Source organism: Streptomyces composti (assembly GCF_012034205.1).
In the GTDB taxonomy this organism is placed as follows: Bacteria; Actinomycetota; Actinomycetes; order Streptomycetales; family Streptomycetaceae; genus Streptomyces; species Streptomyces composti.
The window spans coordinates 61,332-77,544 of record NZ_JAATEM010000016.1; the positions used below are offsets into that span (position 1 = coordinate 61,332).

Consider the following 16,213-nt stretch of genomic DNA (forward strand, 5'->3'; position numbering starts at 1 on the left):
CGAATCGCTGTCGACCAGCGTGATCAGCCGGACACGCCGCGTCAATGACGCGAACCGGGTGATCGCCGGGGAGGGGCATATGCCCAGCTCAGGACGGACCGCGCACGGAAGCACGCCCGGCGCACCACCTCATCGCGCATCAGGGGCCGCCCGTCCGCCCGTGCCACCGTGCACCGGCCGGCACGCCCGGCCGCACGGGTCACTCCTCCGTGCGCCCGCCGTTCAACGGCCCCGTTCAACAACCCGGTTCAACGGCCCGGTCCAACGGCCCCGCGGGGAGGGCTGCTCCAGCGGGGCTCAGACCGCCTCGTACGCCAGCCCGTCACAGGTCGGGGTCCGGCCGGCGCAGGCCGGGGTGGCGGGCCCCGGTTCGGGGCAGCGGTCGAGTTCGCACCAGATGCGCTTGCCGGTGCCCTCGCAGCTCCAGCCCCAGCGGTCGGCGAGGCCGTCGACCAGGGCGAGCCCGCGCCCGCCGGTCGCCTCGCCGTCCACCCAGCGCGGGACCGGCGCCTGGGCGCTGCGGTCGGCCACCTCCAGGCGGACGGTGGCGGTCTCGGCCGCGGCGCCCGGCAGGGACAGGCGCAGCACGGCCGGACAGCCGGTGTGCACCACGGCGTTGGTGACGAGTTCCGAGACCAGCAGGATCAGGGTCTCGGCGAGGGACTCGTCTGCCCCTATCCCGGCCCCGGCCAGCCGTGAGCGGGCCCACCGCCTGGCCCGTCCCACCTCAGCGGGGTCGGGCCGGATCTCCAGCTGCACTTGAAGCACCTGCACCGCTCACACCATCCGAACCGGCGGACACTTGGACTCGCGCCTCACGAGGGCCACGATCGTAGCCATTTTCTGCATGGCCAGAACAACGGCCGGGTCAGGGGTCACGGAACGTGAATCCCTGTTGGGACAGCATGGTTGACGTACAGTCACGCCAACAAGCGCTTCGGGCATATTCCAGCGCGAAGGAGTACCCGTACGGCATACTGTGCGACGCTCGCCGCGAGGAGTCGAACAGGCGGCAACCGTCGGCCGGAGCGCCCGATCGGCGCTCACATCCACTCGCATCCCACACAAGGTACCGGAGCAGAGGGCCGACTCCGGGCCGTGACGGGACGTCCCGAGGACACAACCCGGTATCAACGCTCCGTGATCAAGCAATGCCACGATCCGTGACATCCGCCGGGCGCGCGAGGGCGAGCACCGCAGGCGGCGCCGGTTTCCGCCGTCCCGGGCGAGCAGACCGGCGGCGAGGAGTTTCTCACTGTCCGTCACTCCACCCGGACGACGGGTGCGCACCCGGGCCCGCTTGAGGTGCAGACGCAGCTCCGCCGCCCAGGTGAAGCCCATGCCGCCGTGCACCTGGAGGCAGTCGCGGGCACCGACCGCGCACCGCGGCCTCGTCGGCGAGCAGCCGGGCGGCGGCGATGTCGGCCGGGTCGGCGGTGACGGTGGCGGCGTAGACGGCGGCGCGCGCCGTCTCGGTCCGCACCTGGATGTCCGCGCACAGATGCGCGACCGCCTGGAAGGCTCCGACGGCCCTGCCGAACTGCTGACGGGTCCGGGCGTGTTGCGCGGTCGGTGCCCGCGGCGGGCGTCGAGCCGCCGTCGCTGGAGGAGCTGGTGACCTTCCTGCGCGCGGAAGGGCTGTCCGTGCACGAGCTGCCGGAGCGGCTGGAGGGGACGGAGGCCCTTCCGCGCGGCCGGACGCTGCGCAAAATGCTCAGGCACGAGCTGCGCGAGCGTAACGGCGGTACGGCCGGCGGTGGTTCGGCTACTCGGGGACGGTGAAGTAGCGGGCGAAGGCCGGGACGATCTCGTCCTCGACGACCTTGCCGTCGCCGTCGGCGTCGAGGGCGGCGGCGGCCGCGCGGGCGGTGTCCTCGGCGACGCCGAGAACCTTCAGGACCCGGGCCGCCTCCGCCACGGTCGCCGCCCCGTCACCGTCGGTGTCGGCGACGGCGAGGGCCGCGCTCAGGAAGGGGCGGGCGATCTCGGCGAACCGGTCCGGGTTGTCGCGCAGCCGCTTGACCGCGCCGTTGACGAACTCCTCGCGGGTGATGCGCTGGTCACCGTCGCGGTCCGCGATGCCCGCCATGCCCTGCCAGAACGCCTCGGCCCCGATGTACAGGGCCTGGCCCTTGTCGGACCGGGCGGCGGTGCCGAACTCCGCGAGCAGGGCCTTGGCCGCTTGGCTGAAGTCCTCGCGGTCGATGTACCCGTTGCCGTCCTGGTCGAAGGTGGCGAACCGGGCTGCGATCCTGCGCTCGTACTCGCTGGTGACCATGTCTTCTTCAGGCCGCCTTAGGTCGGGGAACGTCTCGCTCGGAGCGTACGTGAGCGGCGGGGGGCAGGGGGCGCCGGCATCAGGGTTGTGCCAGGAACGGGAGCATTCCGCGACATCCGTGCACGGACGGGCACGCAGGCGGTGCGGTGCGTGTGCGCAGGCCGGTTCCGGCCGTGTCCCAGGAGGCTCCCGTGATCTCCTGTGACACCTGGGTACTCGAGGGAAGGCGCTGGGGCGGCGTCAGGCGGACAGCGGGCGGGAGTCGTCCGACACCGCGGACGGCACATCGGGGTGTATGTCGAACAGGCGGCGGACGCCGAGCGCGCCCAGGACCTTGTTGACATGGCTGCCGTCGGCCGCGCCCCGGGCGGGCAGGATCAGCCGCAGACTGCCCTGGCAGGAGCGCAGCAGCCGGCGGGCGGCGATCAGCACGCCGACCCCGCTGGAGTCGCAGAACCACACCTCGGACAGATCGAGCACGAGGCGGTGCCTGCCGTCGGCCACGGCGTCGTGCACGCGCTGGCGCAGCACAGGGGACGTCACCAGGTCCAGCTCTCCCGACACCCGGAGCACGGCCCACTCGCCCTGCTCCATGTCGGTCACTTTGAAACTCACCACCACGCCCCTCGCTGTCGAAACCGGAAGCAGTGCCTACGCTTCCTTGCTGCGCGGCTGCCCACCGGCCGTTCCCTGAAACCCGGGCACGGAAACGGTAACCGAACAGAAAAGGCTTGTTTCAGTCGACTTCGAACCGAATCGATCGGTTCCGATCGGCGCCCGCCCGGGCAGGCGCCGCCCGGACGACCGCCGGCCTGCACGGCGGGGCCCTTTACCATCCCCGGCCCGCCAGGGGGCGCACATTGCCACAAGGGGGCGTGAACTGTCGCACATGCCGACTACATTCGTTCAGACTGCGGGCACAGGCTGAATCCGGGCGGCGCGGCACCGGACGGCACGGTGCCGGGGAGGGAACTGGGGGTGAGGAGCCACATGGCGACCAGGGACGTATCACCCGTACCGCCTCGCTGGGACCGCACGATGCAGCAGCGGCTGGCCCGCGGGGAGGCGGCAGCCCTGGGCGAGCTCTACGACCGGTACGCCTCCCTGGTGCACGGTCTCGCCCACCGCGTCCTCGGCGACGAGCGGGCCGCCGACGCCATCACCCGCGACGTCTTCGCCCACGTCTGGGAGCACCCCGGCACCTACGACCCCAAGCAGGGCCCGCTGCGCAGCTGGGTGGCGGCGCTCACCCACCGGCTGGCCGTCCAGCGCCTGCGCGCCACCGAGACCGCGGCCCTCGCCCGCGGCGGCCCCGGCAGCACCGAGGACCTGGAGCGCAAGGTCCGCCGCGCCTCGGTGGCCGCCCGCGCCGACTACATCGTCCAGTCCATGCCCGCCCCGCTGCGCGCCGCACTGGAATCGGCCTACTTCAAGCGCCGCGACTACCGCCAGACCGCCGCCGACCTGGGCGTCACCGAGGACGAGGCGCGCCGCCGCCTCCGGCTCGGCCTCCAGCTCCTCGCCACCGCCCAGGACGCCGCCGCACCCGGCTCCCGCGGCACCCCGCCGGAGATCGGGGGTGCGGCATGACGGAGGACCCCTTCCACGCCTGCGACGACCCCGGCCACCAGGCCCGGGTCCCGCTCCCCCGCGACTCCGTGGAGGACACGGGCGCCCCGCCGCCCGCGCCGGCCACCGCTGCGCAGAGCGCCGTTCAGCCCCTCACCCTGGAGCATCCGGTGCTGAAGTCGCTGCTGGGCGCCTGGGCGCTGGCCGCCTGCGCCCCGGAGGAGGCCGCCGCCGTCGAGGAGCACCTCGACGAGTGCGGGGCCTGCGCCGACGAGGCGCTGCGCCTGCGCGAGGCGGTCGGCCTGCTGCAGCGCCCCGAGAGCCTCGACCTCGACCCCGCGCTGCGCACCCGCGTCCTGGAGTCCTGCCTGGAACGCCGCCCGCCGCGCATCCCCGTCCCCGAGTGGGCCGCCGCCTACGACGCCGAGACCGCCCGCCTGGACGCGCTGCTGCAGGACTTCGGCGACGCCGAATGGCACGCCCCGGTGCGGCTGCGCTGGTACGAGGCCGACGAGGCGGCCAGCCGCCGGACCACCGTCGCCGGGGTCATCGCCCATCTGATGACCGTGGACGGCCTGGTCGCCGTCGCCCTCGGCCTGGACGACCCGCTCGGTGAGGTCACCGCCGAGCGGCCCACCCCGTCGGCGCGCACCGAGGCGTACTGGCGGGCCGCCCACTTCCCGCCCACCCGCTCCGTACGGGCGCCCTGGCGTGAGCAGACCCACAGCCTGGTGCGCACGGTGTCCTTCACCGGCGGCCAGGACGCACGCGGCGGCATGCCCGTGCAGTACGGCGACTTCGAACTGCCGCTGCACGACGCCATGCTGGACCGCGCCTTCGAGTGCTGGGTGCACGCGGAGGACATCGCCGACGCGGTCGACTACCCGTACGATCCGCCCTCCGGCCGGCATCTGCACCACATGGTCGATCTGGCGGCGCGGCTGCTGCCGTCGGTGCTGCAGGCGCGGCGGCGGTCCGGGCTCGCGGCGCCCGCGGAGCGCCGCCTCGTGGCCGCGGGGGAGCCCGGGCGCAGCCTGCGGCTGGAGATCGAGGGCTCGGGCGGCGGCGAGTGGCTGATCCCGCTGGACTCGCCCGCGGCGAAGGGCTCCGCCGAGCACGAGGTGGCGCATGTCGCGCTGGACGGAGCGGAGTTCTGCCGCCTGGCGGCGGGCCACGTCCCTCCGCTGGAAGCGGCGGCCGGTCAAGTGGGTGACCGCGAGGCCATCAAGGACGTGCTGCTGGCCGCCGCCAGCCTGAGCAGGATGTAGCGGCTCGCCGGGCTGTTCTGCTGTTTCGCCGGCGCGTGGGGCGGGTCGTCCGCGGCTGGTCGCGCAGCCGCCCGGACTCGTCAGGCCCCGGGCTCCCGGAACCTACGCAAAAACGACCGTACGCCTGCCGTTGAGCAGGATCCGCCGCTCCGCGTGCCACTTCACGGCCCGCGCCAGCGCCTGGCACTCCACATCACGGCCCACCGCCACCAACTGCTCCGGCGTGAGCTCGTGCCCGACCCGTTCGACCTCCTGCTCGATGATCGGCCCCTCGTCGAGATCCGCGGTCACATAGTGCGCCGTCGCCCCGATCAGCTTCACACCCCGCGCATGCGCCTGGTGATACGGCTTCGCGCCCTTGAAGCTCGGCAGGAACGAGTGGTGGATGTTGATGATCCGCCCCGACAGCTGCTTGCACAGATCGTCGGAGAGCACCTGCATGTAGCGGGCGAGCACGACCAGCTCGACCTGCTCCTCCCGCACGATCTCCAGCAGCCGTGCCTCCGCCTCCGGCTTGGTCTCCTTGGTGACCGGAATGTGGTGGAACGGGATGTTGTACGAGGCCACCAGCTCGGCGAAGTCCGGGTGGTTGGACACCACCCCGGCGATCTCCACCGGCAGCGCCCCGATCCGCGCCCGGAACAGCAGGTCGTTCAGGCAGTGCCCGAACTTGCTGACCATGATCAGAATGCGCATCTTCTCGTCGGCGCGGTTGATCTGCCAGTCCATCTGGAAGGAGTCACCGATCGCCGCGAAGCTCGCCCGCAGTTTGTCCACCGTCACCGGCGACTCCGCCGAGAAGTGCACCCGCATGAAGAACAGCCCGGTGTCGTGGTCGCCGAACTGCTGGCTGTCCTCGATGTTGCAGCCGGTCATGAACAGGTAGCTCGACACGGCGTGCACGATGCCCTGCTTGTCGGGGCAGGACAGGGTGAGGACGTACTGGTCGGCCTGGCCGGTACCGGCCGCTGCTCGGGTGGGCTGCTCGCTCATGGGAAAAGGTTCCCACACCCGCTCAGGCGACCGGCGTGCCGTCCCGTCAGGCGGAACGGGTCATGATCCGCAGCACCTCGAGGGTGCGCGGCGGCGCGTCCGGGTCCTCCCCGTCGCTGGTGGCCATCCGCACATGGGCGTCCCGCGCGGCCCGCACCGCCTCCGGCCAGCCGGGGTGCTCCAGATAGGCGGTGACCGGTGCGTCCGGGCCGACCTGGTGCATGATCCGCAGCACCCGCAGCACGGCGGTGTCGACCAGCGCCGCCTCCTGGGAGTCACGGAAGATCGTGCCGACGTACTTCTCGGCGGACCAGTTGTCCAGCCAGGTGTCCTCGACCAGCCGGTACACGGCGTCGGTGACGTCACCGTAGCCGTCCACGCCGGCCAGCCAGACGTCCCGCTGGAACACCGGGTCGGAGAGCATGTGCAGCGCGGAGCGCACATGGCTGCGCCAGCGCCACCACGGCATGTCGTTGAGTGGCATGCCGCCCATGGTGGAGGAGCGACGGCCGCGACGGGAAGAGTTCTCCGTACCTTGCACGGTCGTCGATCGTACGTTTCGCCCCGCAAGCACCTCGCGAGGACCCCGCAATTCACCTGTCGGTAACCGTCCGTCGACCGTGGGTCACCTTCCGGTTGGCCGTGTGACGGCATCGTGCGTGGCCATGACCGGCAGGCGACGCAACGGCAGCAGGTTCCTCCCCCGTCTCCTCCCCCGGCCCGGCCGCGCCCTGGCCGCGGGCGCCCTGGCGGCGTGCGCGCCGCTGATCACCGGCTGCGGGATCGTCCCCGGTGTCACGGGGGGCTCCGGGGACGACCCGATCACGGTGATGACCTGGGCGCCCGAGAGCACCGGTGCCGACGACAAGCCCGGGATGCCCGCCCTGGCCCGCGCCTACGGCCGCTGGGTCAACACCCGGGGCGGCATCGACGGCCGCGAGCTGCGGGTGCTGACCTGCAACGAGCGCAACGACAGCGTGGCCGTGGCCCGCTGCGCCCGGCGCGCGGTGGAGGAGAAGGCGGTCGCCGTCGTCGGCTCCTACAGCCAGCACACCGACTCCTTCCTCAACACCCTGGAGAGCGCCGGCATCCCCTACATCGGCGGCTACGGCATCACCAACGACGAGTTCACCAGCCCTCTGTCCTACCCGGTCAACGGCGGGCAGCCGGCGCTGCTGGCCGGACTCGGGCGGGCGCTGGCGGACCGCTGCGGGCCGGTCGCCCTGGTCCGGCCGGACACCATCGCGGGGGACCAGCTGCCGCCGCTGCTCGACTCGGGCCTGGCGGCCGGCGGTCACGGGCGGGCCGGCGACCAGCGGGCCGCGGAGGACGCCACCGCCTACGACGACCACGTCCGGCAGGCCCTCCGGCGGGCCACCGCCGAGCCGGGACGGCCCGGGTGCGTGGTCCCCGCCCTCGGCGACCGCACGCCCGTCTTCATGGACTCCTTCCGCCGGGCCCGCACGGACTTCCCCGAGGTGCGCACCGCGACCGTGCTCGGCAGCGTCGACCAGACCACGATCGACGCCTCCGGCGGGGCGTCGGGCCCCTACGAGGGCGCGTATGCCACCGGCTGGTACCCGCAGGCGAGCGACGAGCGCTGGGACGCGATGAAGGAGGTCATCGAGCAGGAGGCGTTCGGCGACACCCGGATCGACCCGGCGGACGCCGGGGTGCAGACCACCTGGATCGCCTACACCGTCCTGCACCGGGTCCTGGACACGCTCGGCGGCGAGGAGGTCAGCGCCGACGCCGTCACCGACGCGCTGGACGGCGGGCTGAAGGTGAGCACCGGCGGCCTCACCCCCACCCTGCAGTGGAAGGCGCGGCAGGAGCTGGCCGCCGCGGGCTTCCCGCGCATGGTCAACGCCGATGTGACCCAGCAGGTGGTCAGAGACGGGCGGCTGGTGACGGTCGGCCAGGGCTTCACCGACACCACCGAGACCCTTCAGGCGGCCGACCTGCTGTGACGGCGGGGCCGGCCGCCCAGGAAGGATCCGGGAGGCGGCGAAGGCGGGGGAAGGGACAGGGAGGGAAACGTCACAGCTGGGTCGGCTGGCGCTCGGTCAGGCCGTACCGGCGCGCCACCGCGTTCCACAGCTGGGAGGCCTTGCCCTTCTGCGCGGTCGCCACCCCGCTGGCCCGGTTCCCGGCCTGGGTCCGGGGGGTGGAGCGCGCCTGGCCCTTCTTGCACAGCTTGCGCTGCTTCTTGGCGACCTCGTCGGCCCACGCGGCGTAGTGGTTGTCGGCGGAGGCCGAGGCCCGCCATGCCTTGGTGAGCGCGGTGGTCAGCTCGGTGTGCCGGGGCAGCTTGTCCACGGACAGCTCACGCAGGTCGGTGACCAGTCGGCTGCGCTGCCTGGCCGCGTCCCGCAGGTTCTTGGACGCCTCGGGCAGATTGCGGCACGCCTTCACGTCGGCCACCGACTTGATCACGGTGGAGCGGCTGTCCCCGCTGGTGGCGAGCAGCTTGTCCAGCGCCACGGCCTGCTCGCGGGCCGGGTCGGCGGACGGCGAGGGTGAGGGGGAGGCCGACTCGCTCGCGGGAGCGGTGGCCGAGACCGTCTGTCTCTTGTCGCCGTCGTCCCCGCCGCCGTCGGCGAGCAGGGCGCCCGCACCGATGCCGACGCCGGCGATCACCACGCCGACCGCGGCGAGCGCCGGAACGCGTGAGCGGGATCCCCCGCCGCGTCCGCCGCGTCCGCCCGCGCCGACGGAACGGGGCGGCAGGGGTTCGTCGATGCGCGGGAGCTGCTGGGTCGCCCCCGCGGCGCCGCCGCCGCTGTCGCTGCGGAAGAGATTGTCGAACTCGGCCGGCGGCTGCCGGCTGCCGTCACCGGGCTGTACGCCGTAGGGCCCGCCGGTGACGGGCGGGATGTACTGGGTGGCCTCGGCGTCGGGATCGCCGGCGGGCGGCTGCGGCCGGCGCAGCGAGCGGGTCTCCTCGGAGTCCTCCCCGGCGGGCCGCTCCGGCGGCAGCCCGCCCGCGGCGACCGGCGGTATGTACTGCGTCGCGCCCTCGTCGGTGGCGTTGCCGGTCACGGGCGGTATGTACTGCGTGGCGCCCTCCGGCGAGGCCCCGTGCCCCACGGGGGGTATGTACTGCGTCGCGCCCTCGGGCGAGGCGGCGGGCTGCTGCGGGGCGGCGCCGTAGGCCTGGCCTCCGCCGTGCGTGCCGTAGCCGGGCTGCTGGGCGGAGTGGCTCCGGCCGCCGTCGGCGGGCGGCAGCGGGCCGGGGCCTGCGTGCCCGGCGGAGGCGGGCGGCAGCGAGCCCGGCTGCTGGTGCTGCTGCGCGGGCGGGGTGCCGCCGTGCTGGTACGAGGCGGAGGGTGCCGGCGCGCCCTCGGGAGGCAGCGGGCCGGGCCCGCTCTGCTGCCCGGCCTGGGGCTGCTGCCCGGCCTGGGGCTGCTGTCCGCCCGGCGCGCCCCAGGAGGACGGCGTCCCGGAGTCCCACTGGCCGGAGCCGTACGCGGCGGACGGAGCCTCGGGCTGGGCCTGCGGCTGCGGCTGGGCCTGCGGCTGCTGCCAGCCCTGGCCGCCGGCCGGGGCCTGCTGCTGCCCCTCGCCGGGACCCCACGGCTGGCCCCAGCCCTGACCGCCGGGGGGTGCCGAGGCGGGGGGCTGTGCGGACGGCTGGGAGGGCGCGGTGCCGGTCGGGGGCGTCACGCCCGGCAGCAGGGGCTCACCGCCGTCGGAGGGCAGCACGATGCCTTCGCGCGCGGGGCGCGACGAGGGCTCCTCGCCCTGTCCACTCTGCGTCACCGGGACTCCTACCAATGGGGGACCTTGTGAATCGTCGGGTCACGCTACCGGGTCCCCGGAGCCCGTTTCCACGCAGCACAGGACGTGATCTCCTGCCCTGTGAGCGCGGTAACAAAACCGCGTCACGGCACGCTGTTTATGTCACTTCCTTCACATCGGCCGCCCGGGACGCGAACGTTCGCCCCGGATGCCCGGCCGTTCACGTCCCGCGCGGCGGGGCCGCCCGCTCAGGCCGCGGCCTGCAGCCTGGTCCGCGCCCCGAACTCCCGTACCACCGGCTCCTCTCCGTACGGTTCGAGGCGCTGCTGGAAGTCCTCCAGGTACTCGGCGCCGCGGTTGGAGCGGAGCCCGTCGAGGATCTCCACCGCCTTCAGGCCCGTGGCACAGGCCTGTTCGATCTCCCGCTGCTGCACCTGGGCCGTGGCCAGCAGCACATAGCCGATGGCCCGCCGCCGCGCCCGTGACTCCGGATGCCCGGCGAGCGACTCGCGCGCATAGCGCGCGGCGGCCTCCGCCTGCCCGAGATCGCGATGGCAGTGCGCCAGCTCGTCCGCCAGATACGCCTCGTCGAAGTGGGCGATCCACGCCGGGTCGTCCCCGGACGCCGCGTCGGCCGCCTCCATGGCGCTGATCGCGCGCCCGGCCGCCGCCTGCGCGGCGCGCACGTCGCCCAGTACGGCGTGCCCACGCGCCTCCGCCGCGTGGAACATGGCCTCCGCGCGGGGCGTGACGCGCCCCCGTGCGCCCTCCTGGGCCGCCCGCGCCAACTGGGCGATCTCCCGCGGGTTGCCGAGCTGGGCGGCCAGGTGGCTCATGGAGGCGGCGAGCACATAGCCGCCGTATCCGCGGTCGCCCGCCGCCTGCGACAGCCTCAGCGCCTGGATGTAGTAGCGCTGCGCGAGCCCCGGCTGCCCGGTGTCCACCGCCATGTACCCGGCGAGCTCGGTCAACCGGGCGACCGCGGCGAAGAGTTCACGGCCCACCGACTCCCGGTAGGAGCCGGCCAGCAGCCCCGACACCACGCTGTTGAGGTAGTGCACGACGACCGGCCGCACATGCCCGCTGCCGTACTGGTGGTCGAGCTCCACCAGCGCCCGGGTCATGTCCCGTACCGCGGCCACGTCGGACCTGCCCACCCGCGGTCCGGCCGAGCGGGCCACCTGGGCGTCCGGCGCGGAGATCAGCCAGTCCCTGCTGGGCTCCACCAGCGCCGAGGCGGCGACGGCCGAGCCGGACAGGAAGTCCCGCCGGCCCACGTCGCTGCGCCACAGCTCGCAGACCTGCTCGATGGCCCCCAGTACCGTCGGCGAGAACTGGAGACCGACCCCGGAGGCGAGGTTCTTGCCGTTGGCCATACCGATCTCGTCGATCGTGACCGTACGGCCCAGTTTGCGGCCCAGCGCCTCCGCGATGATCGCCGGGGCGCGGCCCCGTGGCTGCTGTCCGCGCAGCCAGCGGGCCACCGACGTCTTGTCGTAGCGCAGGTCGAGGCCGTGCTCGGCGCCGCACATGTTGACCCTGCGGGCCAGCCCGGCGTTGGAGCATCCGGCTTCCTGGATGAGCGCCTGCAACCGCTCGTTCGGCTGCCGCGCGACGAGAGGCCTTGCGGCCATGGCGTAACCCCCTGTGGCTACGGTGCCTGCCCACACACCGAGTTGACGTGCTTTCCGTGGCCGTGCTCCTCACGTCCCGGCGAGGAGTTTCCGGCCGTGAAGATCAATGCCCCGCGGATGTACCGAAAATGCGGGACTTGTGAGGATTGCCGGGGTGACGGCATGCGAGGTCGTCCGCCGGCCCCACTCCTGGCTACCCACCCGCGGGCACCGTTCCCCCCGCGCGCCCCCGCCCGTGCACCCGTGCGCCCCGCACGCGGGGCCGATGCTCCGCCCCCGCGCACGCGCGCGGGCGTAACCACTGGTGGCGGGCGAAGTTGTGTTCATCGTGGAAGAGACGATCCCGGGCACCGAAGCCGCACAGATCCCGAAGCAGCGCGGGCAATCGCTGCTGGACACCGCAGTCCGCTATGCCGAGGAGCGTCACTGGGACGTGTTCCCGGGCACCTGGCTGGAGGCCGCCGACGGGGTGCAGCGCTGCTCGTGCGGCGACGCGGCCTGCCCCGCGCCCGGCGCGCACCCGGCCCGGCCCGACTGGGCGACGCAGGCGACGGGCAGCGCCACCGTCGCCCGCCGGATGTGGCAGAAGCAGCCGACCGCCTCGATCCTGCTGCCGACGGGCCGCACCTTCGACGCCATCTCCGTCCCGGAGACGGCCGGCTTCCTCGCCCTCGCGCGCCTGGAGCGGATGGAACTGACGCTGGGCCCGGTGACGCTGACGCCCGCGCGGCGGATGGAGTTCTTCGTGCTGCCGGGTGCCGCGGCGAAGGTCCCGGAGCTGGTGCGCGGGCTCGGCTGGTCGCCGGCCTCGATGGATCTGGCCGTGCTCGGCGAGGGCATGTACGTGGCCGCACCGCCCACGCGGGTCGGCTCCCGGGGCGCCGTGCAGTGGGCCTGCCGTCCGACCCCCGCCAACCGCTGGCTGCCCGACGCGGAGGAGCTGATCCCGGCTCTCGCCTACGCCTGCGGGCGCGACCGCTAGCGTCCGGCCGCGCGGCGGGATCCGCCGGGCAAGGGCCCCGGTCCCCGGCCGTACCTCCTGGTCAGACCGCCCGGCGCGGGCACGCCGGGACCGCCGGCCGGTCCGGCGACGGCTGCTCGGCGGCGCGGGCGTGCCCGTAGGCTGCTGCCATGACGGAGGGAACTCAGGCGGACGGGGCAGCGGTCCGCGTACGGGGACTGTGGAAGCGGTTCGGCGAGCAGGTGGCCGTCGCGGGGATCGATCTCGACCTGCCGGCGGGGAAGTTCATCGGGCTCGTCGGACCGAACGGGGCGGGCAAGACGACGACCCTGTCCATGGTGACCGGGCTGCTGCGGCCGGACCAGGGGACCGTGGAGATCGCCGGGCACGACGTGTGGCGGGACCCGGTGGCGGTCAAGGCCCGGATCGGGGTGCTGCCCGAGGGGCTGCGGCTGTTCGAGCGGCTGTCGGGGCGCGAACTCCTGGCCTACAGCGGCCGGTTGCGCGGGCTGCCCGGCGCCGAGGTCGACAAGCGGGCCACCCAGCTGCTCGACGTCCTCGACCTGGCCGGCGCCCAGCACAAGCTGGTCGTCGACTACTCCACCGGCATGCGCAAGAAGATCGGGCTGGCCGCGGCGCTGCTGCACAATCCCGAAGTCCTCTTCCTGGACGAGCCGTTCGAGGGCGTCGACCCGGTGTCCGCGCAGACCATCCGGGGCGTGCTCGAGCGCTACACCGCCTCCGGCGCCACCGTGGTGTTCTCCTCGCATGTGATGGAGCTGGTGGAGTCGCTGTGCGACTGGGTGGCGGTGATGGCCGCCGGGCGGATCCGGGCGCACGGCCCGCTCGCCGAGGTGCGCGGTGACGCGCCCTCCCTCCAGCGGGCGTTCCTGGAACTCGTCGGCGCGGACGGGCGGGACGCCTCCTCCGACCTCGACTGGCTGGGCGGCGGTGCCCGGTGAGCGCGCCCGCGATCACCCCCGTCGTCGTGCGGCTGAAGCTGTCGCTGCTGCGCAACGGGCTGCGCCAGTCCGGCGGCCGCCGCGCCGCCTACATCGCCTCCGCCGTCCTGGTGCTGCTCTTCGCCGCGCTGCAGCTGATCGGCCTGATCGCGCTGCGCGGGGTCGGGCACGCCGAGTCCCTGGTGGTGCTGCTCGTCGCGGTGCTGGGCCTCGGCTGGGCGGTGATGCCGCTGTTCTTCCCCAGCGGCGACGAGACCCTGGACCCGACCCGCCTGGTGATGCTGCCGCTGCGGCCCCGCCCGCTGGTGCGGGCGCTCCTGGTGGCCTCGCTGGTGGGCATCGGGCCGCTGTTCACGCTGTGCATGTTCACCGGCTCGGTGATCGCGGTCGCCCGGGGTGGTGCCGCCTTCGCGGTCGGGGTGCTCGCCGTCCCGCTGGCGCTGCTGGTGTGCGTGGCGCTGGCGCGGGCGGTCGCCGCCGCCAACGTGCGGCTGCTGACCAGCCGCAAGGGGCGTGACCTCGCCGTGCTCAGCGGCCTGGTGATCGCCATCGGCGCCCAGGTGGTCAATTTCGGCGCCCAGCGGCTCGGCTCCTCGGGGCTGGGCGAGCTGGACCCGGTGGCCGGGGTGCTGCAGTGGATCCCGCCCGCCTCCGCGGTCGGCGCCGTGCACGCGGTGGGCGAGGGCGCCCACGGGACGGCGCTGGCGCAGCTGGCGCTGAGCGTGGCCGCCCTGGTGGTGCTGCTGGCGCTGTGGTCGCGGTCGCTGACCCGGCTGATGACGGCGCCGGACGGCTCCACCCTGCAGACCGGTGAGAAGGCGGTGCGGGAGCGCTCCGCGAGCGGCCTGGCCCGGCTGCTGCCGGCCGGGCGCACCGGCACGGTGGTGGAGCGCAGCCTGCGTTATGTGTGGCGCGACCCGAAGACCAAGGCGGCCTGGGTGACCTCGCTGGCCATCGGGCTGATCGTGCCGGTATTCAACGCCTGGCAGGGCACCGGCTCGGTGTACTTCGCCTGCTTCGCGGCCGGCATGCTCGGCATCCAGATGTACAACCAGTTCGGCCAGGACACCTCGGCGTTCTGGATGGTCGCCATGACCATCTCCACCACCCGTGACGCCTACGCCGAGCTGCGCGCCCGTGCCCTGGCCCTGCTGCTGATCACCCTGCCGTACGCCACGCTGGTGACCGTGCTGACCACGGCCATGCTGGGCGCCTGGCGGCGGCTGCCGGAGACGCTGGGGCTGTCGTTCGCGCTGCTGGGCGCCATGCTCGCGACCGGCGCCTGGACCTCGGCGCGGTTCCCGTACTCCATCCCGCAGGAGGGTCACAAGAACGTCGCGCCGGGGCAGGTGGGCCTGGCCTGGATCTCCATCTTCGGCGGCATGATCGCGGCGGCGGTGCTGTGCGCCCCGGTCATCGCTCTGACCATCTGGTGGAACCTCAGCGCCGACGGCCAGGACCTGCTGTGGCTGCTGCTGCCGGTCGGCACGGCCTACGGTGCGCTGCTGACCCTGCTCGGGCTGAGGCTGGCCGCACCGCAGACGGCACGGCGGCTGCCGGAGATCCTCACGGCGGTCAGCAAGGGCTGAGGCGCACCCGGCGGGCGCCCGGTACGCCTCCGGTTCAGCTCTCGCGCAGGGAGGCCAGGAACGGTTCGATCGCCGCGCGCCAGCCCTCGGGCTGGTCGTAGTGGACCAGGTGGCCGGCGTCGGCGACCTCCGCGTACTGCCCGCGCGGCAGGACCCGGACCATCTCCTGGGCCTCCGCGCGGCCCAGCTCCCCGTCGAGGCCCCGCACCACCAGGGCGGGGCAGCGGACCTGGGCCAGCTCCTCCCAGTGCGCGTCGTACACCCAGGTCTCGCGGGAGCGGAGCATCACCTCCTGGTCGAAGACCGGGCGCCAGCCGTCCGGGGACTCGGCCATCACCTCGGCGTAGAACTCGCCGCGGGCCGGGTTGGGCCGCTCCACCCAGGGGTCGTCCTCGCCGAACCACTTGCGGACGTCGGCGAGGGTGGCGAACGGAACCGGCCACGCCCGGAACCACTCCTCCCACTCGCGCTGCGAGGCCGCGCCGAGCGCGGAGGCCCGCATGTCGCAGATGACCACGCCGCGGACCAGGTCGGGGCGCCTGGCGGCCAGTTGCCAGGCGGTCAGGGCGCCCATGGCGTGGCCGATGAGGACGGCGGGGGCGAGATCCAGCTGCTCGAGGGCGGCCTCGGCGTCGTCGACGTAGGCCTCCCGGCTGTAGGAGGCGTGCGGGGGCTTCTCGCTGCGGCCGTGGCCGCGCTGGTCGAGGGCGACCGCGCGGTACCGCTCGGAGAGCCAGCGGGCGGTGGACGCCCAGTGCGAGGCGCGCCCCATCAGTCCGTGCAGTAAGAGCACGCCGGGGGCGGCCTCGGCCTCGGTGCCCGTCTTGGGCGGGTCGCCGAACTCCCAGGCGGCGAGCTGCACGCCGTCCGCCCCGGTCACGCCGATGCGTCGCGCCATTCTCCAGGCACCCCCCAAGCTCGCTGTCTGCCGTGCCGGACCTGTCTGCCGTACCGCGCCAGATTATCGAATACGTTTTCGAGAACGGAGTTCCGGCGGGCAACACCCCTCAATCGAGTGACACGCCGCCAGGAATGATCGCCGCGCCCCAGGGGAGATCTTCAGCGGGAGGCGGACCGCTCGGGGAAACCGGTCCGAGGGGAATGACCCTGAGAGCTCGGGGCTCCGGGTCAGTACAGGGGAGGACAAGCCCCGGCGCCCTGCGGCGCCGGGGCTCCTCACATGCTCACGGCCCATCCTCCCCGCCCCTCCCCGGCCGG

15 protein-coding genes and 1 pseudogene are annotated in these 16,213 nt (G+C 73.7%); 7 read left to right on the plus strand and 9 right to left on the minus strand.

Going from position 1 to position 16,213, the window contains the following annotated elements:
- Positions 1-297: 297 nt before the first annotated feature.
- Positions 298-759, minus strand: coding sequence for an ATP-binding protein (locus HCJ93_RS14890; protein WP_309141412.1), 462 nt, complete (start codon positions 757-759; stop codon positions 298-300).
- Positions 760-1,224: 465 nt separating this feature from the next.
- Positions 1,225-1,564: pseudogene (locus HCJ93_RS14895) on the minus strand (acyl-CoA dehydrogenase family protein); the annotation flags it as partial.
- A gap of 8 nt (positions 1,565-1,572) precedes the next feature.
- Between HCJ93_RS14895 and HCJ93_RS14900 the strand changes: the two are divergent.
- Entirely contained in the window at positions 1,573-1,782 is a 210-nt protein-coding gene (locus tag HCJ93_RS14900; protein WP_167996130.1) for a hypothetical protein, read from the plus strand.
- On the opposite strand, the gene HCJ93_RS14905 is transcribed toward HCJ93_RS14900, so the two are convergent.
- On the minus strand, positions 1,766-2,278 hold the full coding sequence (locus tag HCJ93_RS14905) for an EF-hand domain-containing protein (protein WP_167996170.1): 513 nt from the start codon (positions 2,276-2,278) through the stop codon (positions 1,766-1,768). The two genes, HCJ93_RS14900 and HCJ93_RS14905, sit on opposite strands and share 17 nt — an antisense overlap.
- 240 nt (positions 2,279-2,518) lie before the next feature.
- The gene (locus tag HCJ93_RS14910; protein ID WP_167996171.1) at positions 2,519-2,899 is read right to left on the minus strand and encodes an STAS domain-containing protein; all 381 of its coding nucleotides are present in this window, start codon (positions 2,897-2,899) and stop codon (positions 2,519-2,521) included.
- Positions 2,900-3,268: 369 nt separating this feature from the next.
- Here HCJ93_RS14910 and HCJ93_RS14915 point away from each other — a divergent pair, with 369 nt between their 5' ends.
- Together HCJ93_RS14915 and HCJ93_RS14920 are read left to right on the plus strand one after the other, a co-directional pair.
- Positions 3,269-3,868, plus strand: coding sequence for a sigma-70 family RNA polymerase sigma factor (locus tag HCJ93_RS14915; RefSeq protein WP_167996172.1), 600 nt, complete (start codon positions 3,269-3,271; stop codon positions 3,866-3,868).
- The gene (locus HCJ93_RS14920; protein ID WP_240967615.1) at positions 3,865-5,115 is read left to right on the plus strand and encodes a maleylpyruvate isomerase N-terminal domain-containing protein; all 1,251 of its coding nucleotides are present in this window, start codon (positions 3,865-3,867) and stop codon (positions 5,113-5,115) included. Before HCJ93_RS14915 ends, HCJ93_RS14920 begins: the two co-directional genes overlap by 4 nt.
- Positions 5,116-5,217: 102 nt before the next feature.
- Here HCJ93_RS14920 and purU read toward each other — a convergent pair whose 3' ends face one another.
- Complete coding sequence (gene purU / locus HCJ93_RS14925) at positions 5,218-6,108, minus strand: formyltetrahydrofolate deformylase (protein ID WP_167996173.1); 891 nt, start codon at positions 6,106-6,108, stop codon at positions 5,218-5,220.
- Between the two features lie 46 nt (positions 6,109-6,154).
- Positions 6,155-6,601 (minus strand): SCO4402 family protein, encoded by a 447-nt coding sequence (locus HCJ93_RS14930; protein ID WP_167996266.1) that lies wholly within the window; start codon positions 6,599-6,601, stop codon positions 6,155-6,157.
- Between the two features lie 172 nt (positions 6,602-6,773).
- On the opposite strand from HCJ93_RS14930, the gene HCJ93_RS14935 reads away from it, so the two are divergent.
- Complete coding sequence (locus HCJ93_RS14935; RefSeq protein ID WP_167996174.1) at positions 6,774-8,078, plus strand: ABC transporter substrate-binding protein; 1,305 nt, start codon at positions 6,774-6,776, stop codon at positions 8,076-8,078.
- A 70-nt stretch (positions 8,079-8,148) separates the two neighbouring features.
- Here HCJ93_RS14935 and HCJ93_RS14940 read toward each other — a convergent pair whose 3' ends face one another.
- Positions 8,149-9,870 carry a hypothetical protein gene (locus HCJ93_RS14940; RefSeq protein ID WP_167996175.1) on the minus strand — a complete coding sequence of 574 codons (1,722 nt, stop codon included), beginning with the start codon at positions 9,868-9,870 and terminating at the stop codon, positions 8,149-8,151.
- A 227-nt stretch (positions 9,871-10,097) separates the two neighbouring features.
- The gene (locus tag HCJ93_RS14945; RefSeq protein ID WP_167996176.1) at positions 10,098-11,483 is read right to left on the minus strand and encodes an NsdA family TPR-like regulatory protein; all 1,386 of its coding nucleotides are present in this window, start codon (positions 11,481-11,483) and stop codon (positions 10,098-10,100) included.
- A 328-nt stretch (positions 11,484-11,811) separates the two neighbouring features.
- Between HCJ93_RS14945 and HCJ93_RS14950 the strand changes: the two genes are divergently transcribed.
- From HCJ93_RS14950 to HCJ93_RS14960, 3 genes are all read left to right on the plus strand, one after another.
- Positions 11,812-12,465: a bifunctional DNA primase/polymerase gene (locus tag HCJ93_RS14950; RefSeq protein WP_167996177.1), complete on the plus strand. Its 654-nt coding sequence runs from the start codon at positions 11,812-11,814 to the stop codon at positions 12,463-12,465.
- A gap of 149 nt (positions 12,466-12,614) precedes the next feature.
- Positions 12,615-13,406, plus strand: coding sequence for an ABC transporter ATP-binding protein (locus HCJ93_RS14955; protein ID WP_167996178.1), 792 nt, complete (start codon positions 12,615-12,617; stop codon positions 13,404-13,406).
- Positions 13,403-14,995, plus strand: a complete 1,593-nt coding sequence (locus HCJ93_RS14960; RefSeq protein WP_167996179.1) for a transporter — start codon at positions 13,403-13,405, stop codon at positions 14,993-14,995. Before HCJ93_RS14955 ends, HCJ93_RS14960 begins: the two co-directional genes overlap by 4 nt.
- 34 nt (positions 14,996-15,029) lie before the next feature.
- Here HCJ93_RS14960 and HCJ93_RS14965 read toward each other — a convergent pair whose 3' ends face one another.
- Positions 15,030-15,893 carry an alpha/beta fold hydrolase gene (locus HCJ93_RS14965; protein WP_167996180.1) on the minus strand — a complete coding sequence of 288 codons (864 nt, stop codon included), beginning with the start codon at positions 15,891-15,893 and terminating at the stop codon, positions 15,030-15,032.
- Positions 15,894-16,213: the final 320 nt, after the last annotated feature.

Excerpts from the sequence above, each read along its gene's own strand:
- HCJ93_RS14905 (WP_167996170.1), bottom strand. The coding sequence starts at position 2,278 with ATGGTCACCAGCGAGTACGAGCGCAGGATCGCAGCCCGGTTCGCCACC.
- HCJ93_RS14915 (WP_167996172.1), top strand. The coding sequence starts at position 3,269 with ATGGCGACCAGGGACGTATCACCCGTACCGCCTCGCTGGGACCGCACG.
- HCJ93_RS14920 (WP_240967615.1), top strand. The coding sequence starts at position 3,865 with ATGACGGAGGACCCCTTCCACGCCTGCGACGACCCCGGCCACCAGGCC.
- purU (WP_167996173.1), bottom strand. The coding sequence starts at position 6,108 with ATGAGCGAGCAGCCCACCCGAGCAGCGGCCGGTACCGGCCAGGCCGAC.
- HCJ93_RS14930 (WP_167996266.1), bottom strand. The coding sequence starts at position 6,601 with ATGGGCGGCATGCCACTCAACGACATGCCGTGGTGGCGCTGGCGCAGC.
- HCJ93_RS14935 (WP_167996174.1), top strand. The coding sequence starts at position 6,774 with ATGACCGGCAGGCGACGCAACGGCAGCAGGTTCCTCCCCCGTCTCCTC.
- HCJ93_RS14945 (WP_167996176.1), bottom strand. The coding sequence starts at position 11,483 with ATGGCCGCAAGGCCTCTCGTCGCGCGGCAGCCGAACGAGCGGTTGCAG.
- HCJ93_RS14955 (WP_167996178.1), top strand. The coding sequence starts at position 12,615 with ATGACGGAGGGAACTCAGGCGGACGGGGCAGCGGTCCGCGTACGGGGA.
- HCJ93_RS14965 (WP_167996180.1), bottom strand. The coding sequence starts at position 15,893 with ATGGCGCGACGCATCGGCGTGACCGGGGCGGACGGCGTGCAGCTCGCC.